Source organism: Streptomyces sp. NPDC037273, assembly GCF_055603625.1.
This window is the reverse complement of the sequence record NZ_JBVJVO010000014.1, coordinates 80,563-98,735: the sequence shown is the minus strand read 5'-3', so window position 1 is coordinate 98,735 and position 18,173 is coordinate 80,563. Positions and strand designations below refer to the sequence as shown.

24 protein-coding genes, 1 tRNA gene and 1 pseudogene are annotated in these 18,173 nt (G+C 67.9%); 20 read left to right on the top strand and 6 right to left on the bottom strand.

What is annotated here, in order from left to right:
- Positions 1 to 120 precede the first annotated feature (120 nt).
- A complete protein-coding gene (locus tag ACZ7G1_RS30170) occupies positions 121 to 369 on the bottom strand; it encodes a hypothetical protein (RefSeq protein WP_470878757.1) in 249 nt (82 codons plus the stop codon).
- A 94-nt stretch (positions 370 to 463) separates the two neighbouring features.
- On the opposite strand from ACZ7G1_RS30170, the gene ACZ7G1_RS30165 reads away from it, so the two are divergent.
- Positions 464 to 751 carry a hypothetical protein gene (locus ACZ7G1_RS30165; protein WP_470878755.1) on the top strand — a complete coding sequence of 96 codons (288 nt, stop codon included), beginning with the start codon at positions 464 to 466 and terminating at the stop codon, positions 749 to 751.
- Positions 752 to 815: 64 nt separating this feature from the next.
- Here the strand turns inward: ACZ7G1_RS30165 and ACZ7G1_RS30160 are convergent, their stop codons facing one another.
- Positions 816 to 1,223, bottom strand: coding sequence for a hypothetical protein (locus ACZ7G1_RS30160; RefSeq protein WP_470878753.1), 408 nt, complete (start codon positions 1,221 to 1,223; stop codon positions 816 to 818).
- A gap of 35 nt (positions 1,224 to 1,258) precedes the next feature.
- A pseudogene (locus ACZ7G1_RS30155) lies at positions 1,259 to 2,014 on the bottom strand (GntR family transcriptional regulator).
- A gap of 78 nt (positions 2,015 to 2,092) precedes the next feature.
- Between ACZ7G1_RS30155 and ACZ7G1_RS30150 the strand changes: the two are divergent.
- The 6 genes from ACZ7G1_RS30150 to ACZ7G1_RS30125 all read left to right on the top strand — a co-directional run bounded on the left by ACZ7G1_RS30150 (position 2,093) and on the right by ACZ7G1_RS30125 (position 6,073).
- Complete coding sequence (locus tag ACZ7G1_RS30150; RefSeq protein WP_470878752.1) at positions 2,093 to 2,371, top strand: hypothetical protein; 279 nt, start codon at positions 2,093 to 2,095, stop codon at positions 2,369 to 2,371.
- 12 nt (positions 2,372 to 2,383) lie between these two features.
- Positions 2,384 to 2,683: a hypothetical protein gene (locus ACZ7G1_RS30145; RefSeq protein ID WP_470878750.1), complete on the top strand. Its 300-nt coding sequence runs from the start codon at positions 2,384 to 2,386 to the stop codon at positions 2,681 to 2,683.
- Positions 2,684 to 2,855: 172 nt separating this feature from the next.
- Complete coding sequence (locus tag ACZ7G1_RS30140) at positions 2,856 to 3,080, top strand: hypothetical protein (RefSeq protein WP_470878748.1); 225 nt, start codon at positions 2,856 to 2,858, stop codon at positions 3,078 to 3,080.
- A gap of 8 nt (positions 3,081 to 3,088) precedes the next feature.
- A complete protein-coding gene (locus ACZ7G1_RS30135) occupies positions 3,089 to 3,760 on the top strand; it encodes a GntR family transcriptional regulator (RefSeq protein ID WP_470878945.1) in 672 nt (223 codons plus the stop codon).
- Positions 3,761 to 4,245: 485 nt separating this feature from the next.
- Positions 4,246 to 5,157: a hypothetical protein gene (locus tag ACZ7G1_RS30130; protein ID WP_470878747.1), complete on the top strand. Its 912-nt coding sequence runs from the start codon at positions 4,246 to 4,248 to the stop codon at positions 5,155 to 5,157.
- Between the two features lie 121 nt (positions 5,158 to 5,278).
- Positions 5,279 to 6,073: a TIGR04255 family protein gene (locus ACZ7G1_RS30125; RefSeq protein WP_470878745.1), complete on the top strand. Its 795-nt coding sequence runs from the start codon at positions 5,279 to 5,281 to the stop codon at positions 6,071 to 6,073.
- A 1,217-nt stretch (positions 6,074 to 7,290) separates the two neighbouring features.
- Here the strand turns inward: ACZ7G1_RS30125 and ACZ7G1_RS30120 are convergent.
- The gene (locus ACZ7G1_RS30120) at positions 7,291 to 7,647 is read right to left on the bottom strand and encodes a hypothetical protein (RefSeq protein ID WP_470878744.1); all 357 of its coding nucleotides are present in this window, start codon (positions 7,645 to 7,647) and stop codon (positions 7,291 to 7,293) included.
- Positions 7,644 to 8,114 carry an NUDIX domain-containing protein gene (locus tag ACZ7G1_RS30115; protein WP_470878742.1) on the bottom strand — a complete coding sequence of 157 codons (471 nt, stop codon included), beginning with the start codon at positions 8,112 to 8,114 and terminating at the stop codon, positions 7,644 to 7,646. The genes ACZ7G1_RS30120 and ACZ7G1_RS30115 overlap by 4 nt, the downstream gene beginning before the upstream one ends.
- Before the next feature lie 18 nt (positions 8,115 to 8,132).
- Here ACZ7G1_RS30115 and ACZ7G1_RS30110 point away from each other — a divergent pair, with 18 nt between their 5' ends.
- The 10 genes from ACZ7G1_RS30110 (at position 8,133) to ACZ7G1_RS30065 (ending at position 15,120) form a co-directional block, all read left to right on the top strand.
- A complete protein-coding gene (locus ACZ7G1_RS30110) occupies positions 8,133 to 8,912 on the top strand; it encodes a GntR family transcriptional regulator (RefSeq protein WP_470878741.1) in 780 nt (259 codons plus the stop codon).
- A 138-nt stretch (positions 8,913 to 9,050) separates the two neighbouring features.
- Positions 9,051 to 9,407 carry an SCO3933 family regulatory protein gene (locus ACZ7G1_RS30105; protein ID WP_470878739.1) on the top strand — a complete coding sequence of 119 codons (357 nt, stop codon included), beginning with the start codon at positions 9,051 to 9,053 and terminating at the stop codon, positions 9,405 to 9,407.
- A gap of 2 nt (positions 9,408 to 9,409) precedes the next feature.
- On the top strand, positions 9,410 to 10,774 hold the full coding sequence (locus tag ACZ7G1_RS30100) for an FtsK/SpoIIIE domain-containing protein (protein ID WP_470878737.1): 1,365 nt from the start codon (positions 9,410 to 9,412) through the stop codon (positions 10,772 to 10,774).
- A gap of 90 nt (positions 10,775 to 10,864) precedes the next feature.
- Positions 10,865 to 11,515 carry a DUF2637 domain-containing protein gene (locus ACZ7G1_RS30095; protein WP_470878735.1) on the top strand — a complete coding sequence of 217 codons (651 nt, stop codon included), beginning with the start codon at positions 10,865 to 10,867 and terminating at the stop codon, positions 11,513 to 11,515.
- Between the two features lie 17 nt (positions 11,516 to 11,532).
- On the top strand, positions 11,533 to 11,727 hold the full coding sequence (locus ACZ7G1_RS30090) for a mobile element transfer protein (protein WP_470878733.1): 195 nt from the start codon (positions 11,533 to 11,535) through the stop codon (positions 11,725 to 11,727).
- A gap of 13 nt (positions 11,728 to 11,740) precedes the next feature.
- Positions 11,741 to 11,899, top strand: coding sequence for a hypothetical protein (locus tag ACZ7G1_RS30085; protein ID WP_317873146.1), 159 nt, complete (start codon positions 11,741 to 11,743; stop codon positions 11,897 to 11,899).
- A 25-nt stretch (positions 11,900 to 11,924) separates the two neighbouring features.
- On the top strand, positions 11,925 to 12,266 hold the full coding sequence (locus tag ACZ7G1_RS30080; protein ID WP_470878731.1) for a SpdD-like protein: 342 nt from the start codon (positions 11,925 to 11,927) through the stop codon (positions 12,264 to 12,266).
- Positions 12,267 to 12,356: 90 nt separating this feature from the next.
- Positions 12,357 to 13,763, top strand: coding sequence for a replication initiator protein RepSA (repSA, locus tag ACZ7G1_RS30075; protein WP_470878729.1), 1,407 nt, complete (start codon positions 12,357 to 12,359; stop codon positions 13,761 to 13,763).
- Entirely contained in the window at positions 13,760 to 13,957 is a 198-nt protein-coding gene (locus tag ACZ7G1_RS30070) for a helix-turn-helix domain-containing protein (protein ID WP_470878727.1), read from the top strand. The genes repSA and ACZ7G1_RS30070 overlap by 4 nt, the downstream gene beginning before the upstream one ends.
- Positions 13,957 to 15,120, top strand: coding sequence for a tyrosine-type recombinase/integrase (locus ACZ7G1_RS30065; protein WP_470878725.1), 1,164 nt, complete (start codon positions 13,957 to 13,959; stop codon positions 15,118 to 15,120). Before ACZ7G1_RS30070 ends, ACZ7G1_RS30065 begins: the two co-directional genes overlap by 1 nt.
- A gap of 63 nt (positions 15,121 to 15,183) precedes the next feature.
- On the opposite strand, the gene ACZ7G1_RS30060 is transcribed toward ACZ7G1_RS30065, so the two are convergent.
- Positions 15,184 to 15,260: transfer RNA gene (locus tag ACZ7G1_RS30060), tRNA-Thr, on the bottom strand.
- Between the two features lie 182 nt (positions 15,261 to 15,442).
- On the opposite strand from ACZ7G1_RS30060, the gene ACZ7G1_RS30055 reads away from it, so the two are divergent.
- From ACZ7G1_RS30055 to ACZ7G1_RS30045, 3 genes are all read left to right on the top strand, one after another.
- Positions 15,443 to 16,540: an ABC transporter ATP-binding protein gene (locus ACZ7G1_RS30055; protein ID WP_470878723.1), complete on the top strand. Its 1,098-nt coding sequence runs from the start codon at positions 15,443 to 15,445 to the stop codon at positions 16,538 to 16,540.
- A gap of 244 nt (positions 16,541 to 16,784) precedes the next feature.
- Positions 16,785 to 17,195: a hypothetical protein gene (locus ACZ7G1_RS30050; protein WP_470878721.1), complete on the top strand. Its 411-nt coding sequence runs from the start codon at positions 16,785 to 16,787 to the stop codon at positions 17,193 to 17,195.
- Positions 17,196 to 17,232: 37 nt separating this feature from the next.
- Entirely contained in the window at positions 17,233 to 17,949 is a 717-nt protein-coding gene (locus ACZ7G1_RS30045; RefSeq protein ID WP_470878719.1) for a nucleotidyltransferase family protein, read from the top strand.
- Positions 17,950 to 18,173 lie beyond the last annotated feature (224 nt).

Below are 18,173 nucleotides of genomic sequence, written 5' to 3'. Positions count from 1 at the left end.
CCTGTCGGGTTCGAACCGACGACCCCCGCTTTACAAGTTCGATCGGGCTACCCCTGGCAGGCCCCTGGCAGGTTCGAACAGCAGCTCGCGAACACCGTGAGAGGCCGTGATGGACTGCTGTCATCCACCTTCGTTGATGTCAGCTGTGGATGTCGGCTGTCGCCGATCCGCGAACGGTCGCCGATAGTCCGAGGCCTCCCCGACCGGGGGATAGTCCCTGCCGCACATCACGTAGACGGGGTTCTCGGGATCTCCTGCTTCCAGCGCCAGGCAGATGTCTACGTCGTGGTTCGCGAACCGGTGCAGGTACTGAACGAACAGCTCCAGCTCCTCATCGGACAGCCGCTCATCGTGCCGCTCGTTGTGCATGCCACCCCCGATAGCAACTGATGGGTCGGGCCGGACGATATCCGAGCTGAAAACACACCGGTGGCTGCCGGGCAGCCACCGCTACCGTGCAGGCATGAAGAGCGGGCGGAGGCACTGGCGGGACAGGCTTGGAACACCGAAGACGTTCGTTCTGTACCGCACGCCCGACGTGTGGCGCTATGCCATGCACTTCTCCGGCGGCATTGTCGACGGCTACCTCGTCCAGCCCAGCTCCGACAGCGAACCCACCGAAGCTCAGACAGCTGCACACGGCAAGGCCGAGGAACTGGCCGGCCGACCGCTGACGATCTCCTGGGAGGCGAGCGATGAATCGGGTTGGTGGACGGGAGCCATCACCACCGATCCGGTGAAGTCGGCTTAGTCCTGCCACCGACCTTGGCTAGCGAGCTCCGGCCCGCGACTCACCCCTCGTGAGACCGCTGTTGTCACCAGTCGCGCCAATCGTCAGTGATCTCGGCGCGATTGATACCCCTCCTCGCCGCCAGGGCCGCCACATCGACGCCATGCTCGCCCAAGGTGGTGTCGATGTACTCGCACAGCTGCTCCCGCTCCTCCGTGCAGTAACAGGCGCCGCCATGGCTGTCGTCCTCATCGACGGCGTTGAGCGCCAGGACGACCTTCTCGATCGCCCCGAAGACTTCTGCGTCAGACGGCTCTCGGAAGGCTCGTACGTCCGCCTCGTACGCCTCCAACGCTGTGTCTGTGGCCTGCAAGAGGGACTCGGGATACATCTGCGCCGCGCCGGCGCACTCCGGATCCAGCGTTCCGGCTGCTACCGCGCGAGCTTCCTCCGCCATCCAGGCACGCCAGTTCTCAGTTGGTCTGTTCGCCATGGCCAGACGGTATGCCCGAGCACTGACACCCCTGCCTAGCGGTTAACAGGAATCTCGTAGACGATCTCGCACAGGGAGGCAGGGACGACGATGTCCGCCGTCTCCACGGGGCGGCCCTCGTCGCTGTAGTACGTCCGCCGGATGTGTGTGACGAGTGCGGCCTTCTGAATCCCGAGGAGCGACGCTTCCTCGGCGGTTGCCTGGCGCGGCTCCGGCTGCTCCACGGCGTGGCCAACCACGACGCCGATCTCGGCCATCCGGTTCACGACACCGGCCCCAGCGTGCGGCCCGCCCTCGGGAAGGACGACGAGCGTCCCGCCGGTGAGGTCGTACGGCTCCCAGCTCGTCGACAGCTGCACGGGCCGCCCGTCGGCGAGAAACTCGTACACAGTCCGTACGCACAGATCGCCCGCACCGATCCCAAGCCGCGCAGCGATCTCCGCCGGCGCAGGAACCTTGGCATCGGTCCGGCTCTCCCACCCGCCGTTCCGCCCCACGGCCTTCATGTCGGCCAGGAACGGCGACCCGTCCGGCTGCTCGCGCGCCGCGGACCGAACCATCCGCACCCGCTGCCGCGGCTCGGCAACGTAGGTCCCTGACCCGGCCCGCCCCTCCAACACGCCCTGGGAGATCAACAGCTCCTAGGCCCGACGGACAACGTTCTCGCCCACACCGCACTCCTGGGCGATCTGAGCCCGGGAAGGTAGCCGATCTCCAGGCGTCCACTCGTGCTCCGCGATCCGCTGCCGGAGTACGTCGGCGATGCGGAGATAGGGCGGCTGCTCAGGCATATGGAAAATCTAGTCCACTAGCTCTAATCTAGTTAACTAGCTTCACTCAACGTGATCGCCGGTAACGGAGGCTGCCCTGTGTCTGCCCCAGAAGTAAGCGCGGAGGCCCTCGCCGCCCGGCTGTCCGCCGTGGGGCTCACCACACGCATGGAGAAGCACGCCAGGCACACATCGATCGAAGCGGAGGTACCGGAACCACTCCCCGCCGAGACATGGCGGGATGTCCTTGAAGTCCTGGCACAGGCAGACCGCTTCGGTCTCCTCGCCACCAGCCTGGGCGGCCGAACCCTCTGGGCCGCCGTGAACAAAGCGGTCCCCGCGACGGGCAATGTCCGGGGACCTGGCCATCAGCGATAGGAGCTGATCAGCATGTTCAACCGTATCCGCCACGCCATCGCGCGCACCAGGGAGCGGTACTCCCAACAGGCCCGGTACCGCGGCGCCTTAGCCCCCATCCGCCCGACGCTCATCCACCCCAACCCGTCCGACGAACTGACGCTGTTCCTCCGACAGCTCCGGGACCGCACGGACCTCCTCCGGGGCGAGGAGACGACCCTCGTCCGCCCGTACGTCCTGGCCGGCGAGCAGCGCACACGGCAGCGCTCGGCACCCGTCCCACACCATCTCCTCGCCCATACCTGCTTCGCGCCGGCGGAGGTCCAGGGATGACCCGCGTCCCTTCGGCAACGACCACGCCCTACCGATCCAGCGCATGCCGTATCGGCACGCATCACGAGTGCGCGCACTCCGCCCCGACGACGGCACCGATCGGCATCCCGGTCGTCTACGAGGCGTGCGCCTGCTCCTGCCACTCCGCGACAACGTCACCGGAGGCAGCGTCATGACCGGCTTGCCCTTCGGCGGCGCGCTGGCCTCCCCGATCGAGATCACCACGGCCACCGTGCAGCGCGGCGACGTCATCCAAATCGGCGGCCAACCGTGCCGAGTGGCTGACCTCCGCCAACTGCCCGGCGGAGCCAAACGCCTCCTCTTCGAATCGGGCGAACTCCTGACCATGCACACCCGTACGCGCCTGATCGCCGTACGCGTGCTCAGAAGGTGGTGACCGACCCCATGCCGTCCCTCCGCCACACCATCGCCGACGACCTCAGGTCCCAGATCGCCACGGGCAGCCTCAAGGCCGGCGAACGCCTCCCCTCGGAACCTCGACTCGCCGCGACCTACAAGGTCAGCACCCCGACCCTGCGCAACGCCCTCGCGCTCCTCCAGGCCGAAGGCCTGATCGAGAAGATCCACGGCAAGGGCAACTTCGTCCGCCACCCCCTCCGCAAACTCACCTACACCGGAGGCCGCCTCACCCCGGACACAGACCTCCACGTCACGATCCGCACCACCAACCTCCGAGCACGCGGCGACCTAATCCCCCTACTCAAGGTCCCTTCGCGCACCCCACTAACGGAGTTCCTCTGCCTGACTCACCAGGGAGAGTCTCCGCACAGCCTGGCCCGCATCTACGTCCCGCGCGACCAGGCCACTGCCACGCCTTCGTGGCACCACCTGGGACTGACGGAAGTCCGAGAGAAGGTCAGAGCCCGCCATCCAACCCCAGAGGAAGCCTCAGCCCTCCGCATCAGCTCGACCCTGGCCATCCTCGCGATCACCCGCGTCTCAACGGACAGCACTGGCCAAGTAATTGAGGCAGCACTCCTGATCCTCCCTGGCGACCGCACCGACATCCTCTTCACCACCCACCACACGACATCTGAGAGAGGACCGGCAGGATGACACCCCATAGCGAGCTCCGCCTCCTCCCATGGGCAGGCCCCAACGGCAAGCCCTGCTACCTGAGTGCCGACAGCTCCAACAGCCGCCTCTCCCGCCTAGCCGACAGCATCGAAGCTGCACAGCTAAATACGACGGCTGCCCTCGTTGAGCACGCAGCACAAGTACTCGGCGACGAGGAGGCGAGCCAGGACGATCTTGAAGCACTTGTGGCAGAACTGACGGGAGCTTTGCGGGACGTGCTGCGCGTTGCTGAGAGCCGCGGTCACCGCCTTCCGACTCCCGACACCTCCGCTTGCGGGGACAACGACGAACATCAACTACTGGAGTCGGCCTTCGGCTAGCGGCAGCACAGTGCAGCGAGGACCCTCGGGCGGCGTCTGGGGGTCCTCGCCGCAGCGTCCTGCCGTCACCGACCCTCCAGCTGATCGTCAGCCAACGGGCTAGAGTTATCCCCCATCCAACTCACAGAGCGGCCGGGGGGCTAGATGGCTAGCTTCGTCGATGATGGTCTACCGATGTCGCGCGAGGCATGGCCTGCGGGCGCATTGGATGCCCTCGAACAGTTCACGCAGGGTGACGTTGTCCCGTGCCCGCCACTCGTCTTTCACGGCACCTGCGAGGCGCCGCTCACGCAGACGAGTCACGATCACGCCCAGGAGTACACCGGGGACATCCCCATGCAGGTACACGACGACGATCTACCCAAGTGGGCGTTGATCACTTCGGGCACCTGTGACCTGGCAGAGGCCGATGCAAAGTTGCCCGTGAAGCCCTTTGTGCAAGTTTCACCCATCGTCGACATGGACCATCTGGATGGCGGCAAGAAGAAGCTGATCCGCCAAGGGAAGATCAACTACCTGCTCCATGTGCCACTCCTCACCCAGGAGGCGCCCGGGCTGTGGGTTGCAGATCTCCGCTTTGAGTACCCCGTAGAAAAGGGATGGCTGGCCAACCAGCCCCGACTCAAGGGCTTCGAGGACGAGCGCGCCCAGGAGATGGTAGGGAGGGCTGTCGCCTGGCTGCGCGAGCGGCCCGCAATGGGAAGTCCATTCATCCAATACATCCAGATCCCCGTGCGCACCATGCTCGGCGAACTACGGGCATCCGACCTGGCGGCGGCACGACTTATGGACGAGGAGATCGTGGAGTGGGCGGTTGAGGTCGATAGTCGCCTCACGCCGAGGCGAGCCGAGATCGTCCTACTCTCAGAAGGAACCGACCCCAGCCCGGCGACGCAAAACTGGTGGCGTGAGGCAGTAGACAGGCTGAGGGTGGAGGCCGGCGACACCATCGCGATCCTGGGCCCTCGCTTCGCCCGCCTGGACCAACTGTCCGTCACGGATTACCGCCAGCTGACAGCTCTGGCCAAGCCCCACCAGAAGTTCAGCAACGAGTGACAGCCATGTCACGTTACGTGTCCGATGGATGCGATTCTGTAGTTGACAGCTGCTTCAGTGGACGAGACAGTCAGGGTGTGCAGGTTCGTGAAAGTTCGACCGGAACCTGGTGGTGGAGGCGATGGCAGCGGCAGGGGTTGAGCCAGGGGTGAGTTGGCTTGCGCGTGAACCAGAGGACGAGAGGCTCAGTCGACCTCCAGTGGCGTTGGTTGTCTGCCAGGTGCGACATGAAACCGAGTACGCCGCCAGCGATGCTGTAAGGGCCCTGAAGGTTAAGTCCGCCTTGGACTGGACTACAGACCTCTCGGAAAATGTCATTCAAGGCGTCAGCTTGGCCATGGGGCAGAGCGCCGGAATAACGGCTTCACCTACACAGGCCATGCGCGGCTGGCAGCTAAAAACAAGCGATGGACACTGGGTCGTATCGCTGCAAACCGATCATTTCTCCATCGAAACCACCGCCTATGATGGCTGGGAGAACTTTCGAGCACGGTTGCAGCAAGTGGCCATCGCCGTCGGGGAGAACATTTCCCCCGCCGTAGAACATCGAATCGGCTTGCGGTACGTAAACCAGATCACTCACCCTGATGTCATCAAGCCGAACGATTGGCGCTCATTCATCAGTGCAGAGCTGTTCCAGAGCGGTCTCTATGAAGGGATTGGGGACCGCTTTAGAGCAGCCATGCAGGTGATTGAGGTTACCCCTAGCGATCACCACAGTCTCGTAATGAGGCATGGCCTTCAGGTTGACCAGTCGGGCGAACTCACGTACGTGCTCGACAATGACTCTTCACGTCAAGGGTCTAGAGGGTTTGACGTGGCTGAGATTTTGCATTCGATCGATGCCCTGCATCGCAATGCGCTACTGGCTTTCGAGATGGAAACCACCGAAGCACTGCGCAGTTACTACCGATAGGGGGACCGGTGAGTAACGTTTCGAAGATTCTGGACAGGTACGCACGGGACTGGGACATCGACCAGACGCCGTCCGCCACCGGCGTGACGGAGTGCCTGTTCCAAGAGCTCGCTCCGGCCAGGGCGGCGGTCGCAGTTGTTCGGGACAACCTGCAGAGGCTCTTGACGGCCATCCCGGCGCTGCCCGAGGCGAGCGCTGGAGACACTCTTGATCTCCTCAAGGGCAGGTATACGAATGCACTGTTCCTGTCTACTGCGGATGTATCCCCCGCTTTCGATCCTTGGACGCCTGCATCGCTAGAACGCGACGAGGCGTTGAGACGCTCACTAATTCAGTCAATTCAAAATCTAGAGCGAAAGCCTGATGCGCCAACGACAGAAAGCCGAGCGCAACGGGCACTACGCGCCGTCTCCGACCTATCCCAATGGCTCGGGGTAACCGAATCTAACGCGGCAGAATTGGCTGGCGGCTACAGGAGGTCGTACTACAACTGGCTCAAGGGGGTTCAACCCTACGGCGCCACTACTATAGACCTGTTCGAAGCACATGCCTTCGTAGCGTCGCTCGTTGATGCACTGGACACCCAGGGCGCACGCGCTTGGCTGTCCATTGGATTGGATGGTCGCCCCAGGTCTAAATACCTCCACGAGGCCGCCGGGAGGAACCAGTTGGTGCGATTGGCGTCGGGCTTCCTCTTTAGCGGCAATCGGCCTTCTGGTTGGGCGCCTGACGACGAGATGCACCACATCGAAGCGGGCGACCAACCTCAGCCCCCCAAGGGTGTGACCTCGCGGCGCCCAAAGCCTCTCCTTTCACGCACTACGCGCCGAACATCTAAGTAGATTCGGAGCTAGTGGGCACTCCGAGTCGTTACTCTCGCTGACGGCGCGGTCGGCGGAGCGGCTTTGGGCTGGAGCTGCTTTGGGGCGAGTGATCATGGCCCCGTAAGCTTCCGGCGCGTCGGGCAGTCTGTGGACCTGCCCGGTAAAGCACGACGTTGGGGCCATGATCTTAGAGGCTCGCCCCAAAGTGGCTGCCTAAAGCCGTGGAGCCGACCGCCCCAGCCACAGAGGGGTTCGCCACCCATCAACCGGAGCTGTCAGGCGTGCGGACGGCGGCCGGGCTGGAGCGGGGCGCAGACAGGAGCGCAGGCCCGGACGCCGGGCCGCGCGCGCCGCGCCGTGCGCGGCGGGTGCCTTGATGCAGTAGGGAAACTCTTACCGCGTCGGCTGCTGGCGCTCGGCTTGGAACCGATCGAACAGGGTGAAGAACAGCTCAATAGCTGGCGTGTTGGTGGTCTCGGCTTCGCGCTCGATCTCTACTGCCCAGCCCAGGGACGGCAGGCCGCCGTTGCGCTGGCCGAGCCAAGCGTCGAAGGGCGATACGTTGCCTGGCGTCCAGAAGGGGAAGTCCTCTTCGGCGTTGTACACCGCCATGGCTACTCGGTAGCCGGCGAGCATGGCGCCCAGGTGCGTCAGAGAACCGTGGCAAACCCATCCTTCGGGGTGTAGGCGGACCCGGTCCAGGAAGTCGTAGACGTTCTCGAACTCGTTCAGCTGCTTCGGCTCCGTCACGCGGACTTCTTCAGGAGGTGCCGGCCGTCGTGGCTGCGGACGTGGGGGCCCGCTTCGTCCAGGGCGTCCAGGAGGCGGATCGCGTAGACCTCGGCCATGCGGTCGGCGATCTCGGCCGGAGTGAGCCACTCGACCGCGGTCGACTCAGAGGAGGTTTGTTCCTCGCCGCCTGTGGGCTTGCAGCGGAAGACCAGGGCGACGATGCCTCGGGTGGTGTTCTTGTAGACGCCGGTCAGTTCCTCGACCTCTACCCGGATGCCGGTCTCTTCCCAGACTTCGCGGGCCACGCCCTCTTCGAGGGCCTCCGTGAGTTCGAGGACGCCGCCTGGGAGTTCCCAGGTGCCGTTGTCCGCGCGGCGGATCGCCAGGAGGCGGCCATCTTCGCGTACGACCGCGCCCGCGACGGACACGGAGTGCAGTGGCGTTGACGTCGTCTCTCGGGCGCTGTTACTCATGTACAGGAGCATAGGAGAGTGAGAAGGGCTATGGGAACGACAGCAGGGGGTGGGAGGGCCGTACCTCGGTACGTCCAGATCGCCGAGGACATCGTGCAGCAGATCAACGCTGGGGTTCTCAAGCCTGGGGACCTGGTGCCGAGTGAGTCCGAGCTCGTCGAGCGCTACGGCGTCGCCGGCGGGACTATCCGTAAGGCGATGGTCGAAGTTCGTGCGAGCGGGCTCGTGGAGACACGGCACGGTAAGGGGTCGATCGTGAAGGACCGGCCGCCCGTGCGGCTGCGTTCCTCGGATCGGTTCCGGGCCTCGCACCGCCGTGGTGGGAAGGCTGCCTACCTCGCTGAGTCTGCCCAGTCTGGGGCCACCGCCAAGGTGAGCGTCCTCTACATCGGGCCGATGGAAGCGCCGGAGGACATCGCCGAGCGGCTGGGTGTCGACACCGGTACGCAGGTGCTCGCGCGGCGGCGTCTCTACTTCCGCAACGGAGTGCCCGTTGAGACCGCCTCCTCCTACCTACCGTGGGACGTGGTCAAGGACATCCCTCAGCTCTTCTCTGAGAACCCCGGTCCCGGCGGTATCTACGCCCGCCTGGAGGACGACGGGCATGTCTTCACCGAGTTCGTCGAGACGTTGCAGGCTCGGCCGGCCGCCAAGGCTGAGGCCTCCGAACTCGCCCTGAGCCCTGGGGCTCCGGTCATCCATCTCCTGCGGAACGCCGTCACCAAGACCGGTCGCGTCGTCGAGGTCTGCGACACCCTCATGGCCGCTGACCAGTTCGTTTTCGAGTACCGCATCCCTGCCGCCGACTGACGCGCGGTCAACTCTTCGCAACCCGCTTGGACTTCTTCGTCCGGGCGGGTTGACTCATGTATAGGAGTCGGGCACTCTTCTTCATGTCGCTCATATACATGAGTGACGGAGTTCGGCACTTCTAGAGGAGTGATCTCTGTGCGTCAGATCCCCGTCGACACCTCCGCGGCCTCCGTGATGGTCGCCCAGCCCCCGCAGCCCAAGGTGAAGGACCGCCGTACCGGCGAGCGCGCCATGGACGCCGAGACCGGCGCCGCGCTGTCGACCGTGGACGTGATGTTCGCGGCGAACGGTGAGGTCGAGATCCTGACCGTGACCGTCCCGGAGACCGGTGTCTCCGCAGACCTCGTCATGGGCACCCCGGTCGCGGTCACCGGCCTGATCGCCCGCCCCTGGGAGAACGAGTTCAACGGCCAGCGTCGGCACGGAATCGCCTTCCGCGCCGTCGCCGTGACCTCGCTCGTTGCCAGCGCCGCGCCCCCGAAGGCCGCCTGATCATGCGGTGGTTGATCGTCTCCGTCGTGTTGGTCGTCGCCCTCGCGGGTCTCCTGCGGTGGCGGCGGCCCGCCTGGTACTGGCTGACCTTCGGTGTCGTACTCGCCACCATCCGGGTCTTGGTCCGCTACTCCTCGGTCATGGACGCCTGCGGGCTGACCGTTCCTCCGCCCCGCTGGCGTCTCGCCATCGCCCGGATGGCCAACCGGCCCGTGCCGGAGCCCCGGGCCCCGCGCATCCTGCGGCTTCGACCCACCCGGACCGGCCTCGTCTTACGGCTTGGGCTCCGGCCCGGACAGGACGCCTTCGACGTGGCTGCCTCGTGCGACCGGCTGCGGCACTCGTTCGGCATGCACGGCGTGGCCTCGCGGGAAATCCGCTCCGGCGTGGTCGAACTGCGGATGACCGGTTACGACGTGCTCAAGCGGGTTCAGATGCCCGTCGGCGTCGAGCGTTCGGCCATGCGCTTGCCGGTCGCTCTGCGCGAGGACGGCGCCGTTCATTACCGCGACTACCGCACCACCCCGCACGCCCTCACGATCGGAGCCACCAAGTCCGGGAAGTCCGTCTACCAGCGGAACCTGGTCGCCGAACTTGCCGCTCAGGAAGTGGCCTTGATCGGGATCGACTGCAAGCAAGGGGTAGAGCTGTTCCCCCTGGCCCGTCGTTTCTCCGCCCTCGCCGACAACCCCGACACCGCCGCCGACCTCCTCGACGCCCTCATCGCGCACATGGAAGGCGTCTACCAACTCATCCGTGCCGAACAGCGCATCACCGCCGACACCCCGGACGCCGATATCGCCGCCGGCATCTGGGACCTGCCCGACCACCTCCGTCCCGTCCCCGTCGTACTCCTCGTCGACGAGGTCGCCGAACTCGCCCTCTTCGCCACGAAGGAGGAGGAGAAGCGGCGAGACCGGATCATCACCTCACTCGCTCGACTCGCCCAGCTCGGCCGCGCCGCCGGCATCTACCTGGAGATCTGCGGGCAGCGCTTCGGCTCCGAGCTCGGCAAGGGCATCACCATGCTCCGCGCTCAGCTCAGCGCCCGTACCGCCCACCGCGTCAACGACGAGACCAGCGCCAACATGGCCTTCGGCGACATCGCGCCGGACGCCGTCCTCGCCACCGTCCAGATCCCCGTCGACGCCCCCGGCCTCGCGATCACCGGCGACGCCTCCGGCGGCTGGGCCCGCATCCGTACGCCCCACACCTCGCTCCGTACGGCCGTCAACGCCTGCAACAAGTACGCGCACCTCGTCCCGGACCTGCCCGGCCTCGCCGCCTTCCGGCCCGCCGTTGAGCCGCCCGTGCACCCGGTCAAGGTTCCGGCTCCGGTGTCTGCCGAGTCCCCGGCTACCGCCTGACCCTCCCCGCCCCACTCGGTCGGCGCGACCGCATCGCGCGCCACGTCCCTACCCCGCCATGCCCAGAACGCCTGCAAAGGAGGTGCCGACATGACCAGCAAGCTCCGCGTCGACGCCGTGCTGGTCCAAGCCCTGATCGCCGGTGCGCTGTCCTTCGCCCACCTGCACGACCTTGCCGCCGCTGCCGGACAGACCGGCTGGAAGGCGTGGGCTTACCCCGTCTCCGTCGACCTGCTCCTGGTCGCAGCCTGGCGCCGGCTTCGCTCGGACGGCTCGTCCCGGCTCGCTTGGTGCTGGTTCCTGGTCTCCCTGTTCGCCTCGCTCGGCGCGAACGTCGCCACCGCCGGGTTCCTCGACCTCGCCCATCCGCCGGGCTGGCTGCGCTTCGGCATCGCCGGATGGCCCGCGGTCGCCTTCCTCGGTGGCACGCTCCTCGCCCACTCCCCGGCACCGACGACCACGAAGACCCACCCCGTGGTCGAGCCGGATCCGATCGGAGATATGCCGGCCGATCCGGAACGCGTCCCCGAGTCCGATGCCGTCGCAGAACTGGAGCCGGCCCCGCCCACACCCGTAGCCACACCCGCCGTGCCCGTCCCCGCCGCCCTGGTCGCGCACGCCCGCAAGCTCGCCGACGACCACTACGCCCGTACGGGCCATCCCATCGACACCGACACCCTGCGTGCCCGCCTCGGCGTCCCCGCACCCATGGCTGACGCCATCGCCGCCCAACTCGCCTGATCAGAACGGAGAACGTCATGTCCCCTCGCGACCACTTCCACTCCGTGATCCGCATCGGCCCCGTGCAGATCGGCAGCCACCGCGACCGCCACGGCCGCACCAAATACGCCGCCGTCTGCACCGCCGACCGCTGTGGCTGGTCCTCCGACTACTCCAGCTCCTCCGCCGCCCAGCTCGCGGCCCGCACCCACCGCTGCCGCATCTCCGACTGAACGGAAGCTCCTCGTGGACGTCCCGCTCTGGCTTGCCCTGATCGTCGTCGGCGCCCTCGGCATCAAGCTCATCCGCCCGCCCTGGTGGCTCGTCGCCGTGATCCTCCTCGGCGGCTTCCTCCTCGCCGACAGCCTGCTGGCCCCCGTCATCGACACCGCGATCTCCAAGTGACCTGACCCGGAAGGGAGAACCACCCATGCTCCGACCCAAGATCCCGACCATGCCGCTGCCGACCGGGCTCGTCACCCCGCCCGCCGTCGTCCAGCCGACCGCGATCCACACCGCGCAGCAGCCCGCGGCCCCGGTCGTCCCGGCCCCCGCCCCAATCGCCCCGTTCACCCCGACCCGGCCCACCGTCCAGATCACCCCCGGCACTGCGCTCGCCGCCATCGGCGCCGGCACCGCCGTCGTCCTGGTCGTCGGCACGGTCCTGGTCTCGATGCTCCTCGCGACCGCCGTCACCGCCGCCTCGGTCGCTGTCTGCGCCCTCGTCGTCCGCTCGCTGATGGCGTCCCCGACCAAGCGCCAGCGTCGCTGACCGGCCCCCGGGCGGCCTCGATACCGCCAAGCATCCGCCGCCCGGGAGCCGTACCCCTCACCGATCTCTCAACCGGAAGGAACACCCATCATGGATCAGCGCACCGCCGCCACCGCGGTGGGCCTGGACCCGGCCACCCTCCACGACGTTCTCCGAGTCGCCGCCGCCCCCGACTTCGACCGCTGGCGGGACCAGGTGCACCGCACCGGCGGCTGCTCCGACCCCGTCCACCTGACCGGCTGGTCCCTCGCCAAGGACCGCTCGTCCGGCGAGACCCTCCGCCGATACTCCACGGAGGTCGAGCCCGGCGGTCGCCTCCGCGTCGCCTGCGGCAACCGCCGCGCCTCCCGCTGCCCCTCCTGCGCCCACACGTACGCCGGGGACACCTACCACCTGATCCGCGCGGGCCTGGCCGGAGACGAGTCCAAGGCCATCCCCGCGGCCGTCCGCGACCACCCCCGGGTCTTCGCCACCCTCACCGCCCCGTCCTTCGGCCCCGTGCACAACCGGCCCGACCGCGGCGCCTGCCGCTGCGGCACCCGCCACCCGGAGAACGACCCCGCCCTGGGCACGGCGCTCGACCCCGAGTCGTACGACTACGCCGGCGCCGTCCTGTTCAACAACAACGCCGGCCAGCTCTGGCAGCGCTTCACCAACCGCCTCCGCCGCGAGCTCGCCGCCCACGCCGGGCTGACCCAGCGCGACTTGAAGGGCGCCTTACGGGTCTCGTACGGGAAGGTCGCCGAGTTCCAGAAGCGCGGCGCGATCCACTTCCACGCCGTGATCCGCCTCGACGGACCCGACGGGCCCGGCACCGCCCCACCCTCGTGGGCCACCGTGCAGCTCCTCGACGACGCGATCCGCGCCGCCACCATCCACGCGTACACGACCATCACCGTCCCGGCCGCCGGAGACCAGCCGCGCCGACGGTTCCAGTGGGGCCGCCAGCTCGACATCCGCCCGGTCAAGGCGTTCGGCGACGGCTCCGACATCACCGAGCAGGCCGTGGCCTCGTACGTCGCCAAGTACGCCACCAAGGCAGCCGAGACCACCGGCAGCCTCGACCGCCGGATCGGCAACCGCGAAGTGCTCGACCTCCTGGATGTGGCCGACCACCCTCGCCGCCTCATCGAGGCCTGCCTCGACCTGGCGCCGCTCTACCCCGACCGCAAGCTCACCGCCTGGGCCCACATGCTCGGCTTCCGCGGCCACTTCTCCACCAAGTCCCGCCGCTACTCCACCACCCTCGGTGCCCTCCGCCAGATCCGCGCCGACTACCGCGCCGCCCAAGAGCACGACGTCCAGAGCGCCGACCCGGACACCGTCCTCGTCCTCGCCTCCTGGCAGTACGCCGGACACGGCCACACCCCCGGGGAGGCCGCCCTCGCCGCGACCATCTCGCGCGGAATCCAGCTCAACCGCCAGACCGCCCGCGAAGCCCTACGCGACCAACTCACCCTCGAAGCCTCGGAAGTACCGGAAGGAGCCGCAGCATGACCACCGCCACCCTCCCCACCGACGAACTGCTGACCGTGCCCGAGGTCATGGCGCGGCTCAAGCTCGGACGTTCCACCGTCTACGACCTCATCCGCTCGCGCCGCCTCACCTCTATCACCGTCGGCCGCGCCCGCCGCATCCCGGTCGACGCCGTACGGAACTTCATCACCTACGAGATCGAGGAGGCCGCCTGATGGCCACCCAGCGCAAGCGCAACCCCAACGGCGCCGGCACCATCACCCAGCGCAAGGACGGCCGTTTCCAGGCCGCCGTCTACGTCCTCCAGCCCGACGGCACCCGCGCCCGCAAGTTCGCCTACGGCAAGACCTGGGCCGAGTGCGACGCCAAACGCCGCGCCCTCCTCGACAAGGTCGCCAGCGGCACCCCCGTACCCACCCGCTCGGCGAAACTCTCCGAGTGGCTCGCGTACTGGCTGGACAGCGTCGTGAAGCCGCGCCGCAAGCTCAGCACGTACGACAAGTACGAGGCGCACGTCCGCCTCTATCTCTCCCCCATGCTCGGCACGAAGCGGCTGGAGTCCCTCAGCGTTCCCGACGTCCGGCGCTTTCTCCTCCAGCTGGAGAAGAAGACCACTGCGGCCACCGCCAAGGAGTCACACCGCGTGCTGCGTACGGCCCTCTCCGCCGCCTGCCGGGAGGAGCTGATCGTCCGGAACGTCGCCAAGCTCGTGGAGCCGCCCAGGGCCGCCGTACGCGACCTCAGCCCGTGGTCCCTCGACGAGACGCTCGACTTCCTCGCCGCCGCCCGCCGGGACCCGCTGTACGCCGCCTTCGTCCTCGCCATCGCGATGGGGCTCCGCCGGGGCGAGATCGTCGGCCTGCGCTGGAGCGACATCGACCTGGAGAACCGCGTCCTCCTGGTCCGCCAGCAGGTCCAGCGTCGTCGCGGGGTGCTCTACAACGACGAGACCAAGGGACGCCGCTCCCGCGCGATCCCGCTCCCCGCCATGTGCCTGGCTCCCCTCCGCTGGCACCGGATGCGGCAGAAGGCGACGTACGAAGCGGCCGGTACGGAGTGGTCGGCCACGGGCTACGTCTTCGCCACCCGCACCGGTCGTCCCGTCGAGCCCCGGAACGTCCACCGCTCCTTCGTCCGCGTCAGCGAGGCGGCCGGACTCCGGCTCATCCGGCTCCACGACGCCCGGCACGGCTGCGCGACGCTCCTCACCGCGGCCGGCGTGGCCCCTCGCGTCGTGATGGAGATCCTCGGGCACAGCCAGATCAGCCTCACCATGGACGTCTACACCCACGTCGTCCAGGACACCCAGCGCGAGGCCATCAGCCACATGGACCGGCTCCTCAAGAAACGCCCAGCGCCACCCGACCGCCGCCGTTGATGTCACCCGTAGATGTCAAAGACCCCCAACCATGATCGGTTGGGGGTCTTCGACGTTCCTGCCTGGAGCCCCCTGTCGGGTTCGAACCGACGACCCCCGCTTTACAAGAGCGGTGCTCTGGCCAGCTGAGCTAAGGAGGCAGCGAGTGCAGTGTAACCAACGGGGGGCGGGGGGTGGTGGGGAATGTCATGGGGGTGGGAGGGCTGACAGATCGGGTGGAGGGGGGTAGCGTCACTTGCGGTTCACCCAGGTGGACTAGACCTCAATCCTTCCTTTACTCGGATCGTCCGGCACGTTCCTGCCGGTGAAGGGATGTATCACCATGGCTTCTGTCACTTTCGACAAGGCGACCCGGGTGTACCCGGGGGCGACCAAGCCCTCTGTCGACCAGCTCGACATCGAGATCGCCGACGGCGAGTTCCTGGTCCTGGTCGGGCCGTCCGGCTGCGGCAAGTCGACCTCGCTGCGCATGCTGGCGGGTCTCGAGGACGTGAACGCGGGCGCGATCCGGATCGGCGACCGGGATGTCACGCACCTGCCGCCGAAGGACCGGGACATCGCGATGGTGTTCCAGAACTACGCGCTGTACCCGCACATGACGGTCGCGGACAACATGGGCTTCGCGCTGAAGATCGCCGGCGTGAACAAGTCGGAGATCCGCGCGAAGGTCGAGGAGGCCGCGAAGATCCTCGACCTGACCGAGTACCTGGACCGGAAGCCGAAGGCGCTCTCCGGCGGTCAGCGTCAGCGTGTCGCGATGGGCCGCGCGATCGTGCGTGAGCCGCAGGTCTTCCTCATGGACGAGCCGCTGTCGAACCTGGACGCGAAGCTCCGTGTGTCGACCCGTACGCAGATCGCGGGCCTGCAGCGCCGCCTCGGCATCACCACGGTCTACGTCACCCACGACCAGACCGAGGCCCTCACCATGGGCGACCGCGTCGCCGTGCTGAAGGACGGTCTGCTCCAGCAGGTCGACTCGCCGCGCAACATGTACGACCGCCCGGCCAACCTCTTCGTCGCCGGCTTCATCGGCTCCCCGGCCATGAACCTGGTCGAGGTCCCGATCACCGACGGCGGCGTGAAGTTCGGCAACAGCGTCGTCCCGGTCTCCCGTGACGCCATCGCCGCCGCGGCCGCCAACGGCGACACCACCGTCACGGTCGGCGTCCGCCCGGAGCACTTCGACGTGCAGAGCGCGACGAGCAAGGACGGCCTCGCCGTCACCGTGAACGTCGTCGAGGAGCTCGGCTCCGACGGCTTCGTGTACGGCTCCACCCGCGTCGGCGGCGAGGACAAGGACCTGGTCGTCCGCGTCGGCGGCCGTGACGTCCCCGCCAAGGGCACCACGCTGCACGTCGTGCCGCGCGCCGACGAGCTGCACGTCTTCTCCACCTCCACGGGCGCCCGCCTCAGCGACTGACACCAGTCGCCGGAAGGCCGCACCGAAAGCAGCGCCGAACGGCCCCGCATCTCTTGCAGATGCGGGGCCGTCCGTTTAAACCCGCCGGACCGGGTCCCACAACGGGCGTACCCCGGAAAACCCCGGCATTCAGGGCCCGCGCCGGACCCCCGCGTCAACACGGGATTCGAAAAGACACCTCGAACCATCCCTCGCGAGAGTGACTAAATGTCGCCATATCACTACCGGCCGCTACGCTCGCTCCGTGACGCACACTGCCCGCCGTATCGGCCGCTCTCTCGCCCTCGTCCTGCCTGTCGTCCTGGTGCTCTCGGGCACGCTCGCGGTGTCCGCGGTGCCGTGGGCCGGCCAGGAATCCGGAACCCAGCTGACGGCGTCCTCCTCGGGGGTCTCCGTCCGGGCCAAGTCCCGTGCCCCGCAGGATATTCTGCGCGACCAGCTCCTCGCGGAACTTCAGGAGAAGGACCCCGGCACCGCCCTCACCCACCTCCAGCGCGAGGTGGAGAACCGGCCGTCGCTCGCCAAGCACTGCTTCTCGATCGCCCGCGCCCTCGGCCGCGCCGCCGTCGAGCACTACGGCCCCTCCCGCGCCCAGTCCTTCTCCCGCCCGGTCTGCGACACCTCGTACGCGACCGGCGTCATGCGCGCGAGCTGAGCGGCCCGGCGCGTACGGGGCGCCTATCGTTCCCCGTATGCACACCTCTCCGACGCAGGCCGTGGTCCTGGCGGGCGGCCAGGGCTCGCGGCTCCGCCCGTACACCGACGACCGCCCCAAGCCGATGGTCGAGATCCCGGGCACCGGGACCCCGATCATCGGCCATCAGCTTTCCTGGCTGGCCGCCGAAGGCGTGACCGACGTGGTCGTGTCCTGCGGCCATCTCGCCGAGGTGCTCCAGGAGTGGCTGGCGAGCGCCGACCTCCCCCTCGCGGTGACGACGGTCGTCGAGACCGAACCGCTGGGCCGCGGTGGTGGCCTGAAGTACGCCGCCGCCCGCCTGCCCGCGCCCGACCAGCCCTGGTACGCCACCAACGGCGACATCTGGACCCGCTTCTCGCTGCGCGAGATGGCCGCGTTCCACGCGGAGCGGGACGCCGTCGCGACCCTCGCCCTGGCCCGCCCGCGGATCCCGTGGGGCGCCGTCGAGACCGACACCTTCGGGCACGTCACCGACTTCATCGAGGCGCCGCCGTCGCCGTTCCTGATCAACGCCGGCGTGTACGTCTTCTCCGCGGAGTTCACCGGGCTCCTCCCCGACCTCGGCGACCACGAGCGGACCACCTTCCCTCGCCTCGCGCGCGAAAAGCGCCTGGCGGGCTTCCCGCTGCCCCAGGGGGCGTACTGGAGGGCCATCGACACCGCCAAGGACCTCACCGAGGCCGCGAAGGAACTGGCCGCGCAGCGCGCCTGAGGGCCCCTCACGCGAGCCCAGGGGCACAGGGGCATAGGGGCATCTGGGCATACGGAAGGGGGGGGGGGGGGGGGGGGGAGGGGGGGGGGGGGGGGGGGGGGGGGGGGGGGGGGGGGGGGGAGGGGGGGAGGGGGAGGGGGGGGGGGGGGGGAGGGCGGGGGGGGGGGGGGGGGGGGGGGGGGGCGGGTGTTCGGGGGTGGGGGTGGGAGAATGGGGGTGGAGTG

Coding starts and splice junctions, on each gene's coding strand:
- ACZ7G1_RS30080 (WP_470878731.1), top strand. CDS start 11,925: ATGCTCCGACCCAAGATCCCGACCATGCCGCTGCCGACCGGGCTCGTC.
- ACZ7G1_RS30115 (WP_470878742.1), bottom strand. CDS start 8,114: ATGCTCCTGTACATGAGTAACAGCGCCCGAGAGACGACGTCAACGCCA.
- ACZ7G1_RS30095 (WP_470878735.1), top strand. CDS start 10,865: ATGACCAGCAAGCTCCGCGTCGACGCCGTGCTGGTCCAAGCCCTGATC.
- ACZ7G1_RS30145 (WP_470878750.1), top strand. CDS start 2,384: ATGTTCAACCGTATCCGCCACGCCATCGCGCGCACCAGGGAGCGGTAC.
- ACZ7G1_RS30160 (WP_470878753.1), bottom strand. CDS start 1,223: ATGGCGAACAGACCAACTGAGAACTGGCGTGCCTGGATGGCGGAGGAA.
- ACZ7G1_RS30065 (WP_470878725.1), top strand. CDS start 13,957: ATGGCCACCCAGCGCAAGCGCAACCCCAACGGCGCCGGCACCATCACC.
- ACZ7G1_RS30110 (WP_470878741.1), top strand. CDS start 8,133: ATGGGAACGACAGCAGGGGGTGGGAGGGCCGTACCTCGGTACGTCCAG.
- ACZ7G1_RS30165 (WP_470878755.1), top strand. CDS start 464: ATGAAGAGCGGGCGGAGGCACTGGCGGGACAGGCTTGGAACACCGAAG.
- ACZ7G1_RS30090 (WP_470878733.1), top strand. CDS start 11,533: ATGTCCCCTCGCGACCACTTCCACTCCGTGATCCGCATCGGCCCCGTG.
- repSA (WP_470878729.1), top strand. CDS start 12,357: ATGGATCAGCGCACCGCCGCCACCGCGGTGGGCCTGGACCCGGCCACC.
- ACZ7G1_RS30140 (WP_470878748.1), top strand. CDS start 2,856: ATGACCGGCTTGCCCTTCGGCGGCGCGCTGGCCTCCCCGATCGAGATC.
- ACZ7G1_RS30045 (WP_470878719.1), top strand. CDS start 17,233: ATGCACACCTCTCCGACGCAGGCCGTGGTCCTGGCGGGCGGCCAGGGC.
- ACZ7G1_RS30100 (WP_470878737.1), top strand. CDS start 9,410: ATGCGGTGGTTGATCGTCTCCGTCGTGTTGGTCGTCGCCCTCGCGGGT.
- ACZ7G1_RS30130 (WP_470878747.1), top strand. CDS start 4,246: ATGGCTAGCTTCGTCGATGATGGTCTACCGATGTCGCGCGAGGCATGG.
- ACZ7G1_RS30055 (WP_470878723.1), top strand. CDS start 15,443: ATGGCTTCTGTCACTTTCGACAAGGCGACCCGGGTGTACCCGGGGGCG.
- ACZ7G1_RS30135 (WP_470878945.1), top strand. CDS start 3,089: ATGCCGTCCCTCCGCCACACCATCGCCGACGACCTCAGGTCCCAGATC.
- ACZ7G1_RS30070 (WP_470878727.1), top strand. CDS start 13,760: ATGACCACCGCCACCCTCCCCACCGACGAACTGCTGACCGTGCCCGAG.
- ACZ7G1_RS30170 (WP_470878757.1), bottom strand. CDS start 369: ATGCACAACGAGCGGCACGATGAGCGGCTGTCCGATGAGGAGCTGGAG.
- ACZ7G1_RS30125 (WP_470878745.1), top strand. CDS start 5,279: ATGGCAGCGGCAGGGGTTGAGCCAGGGGTGAGTTGGCTTGCGCGTGAA.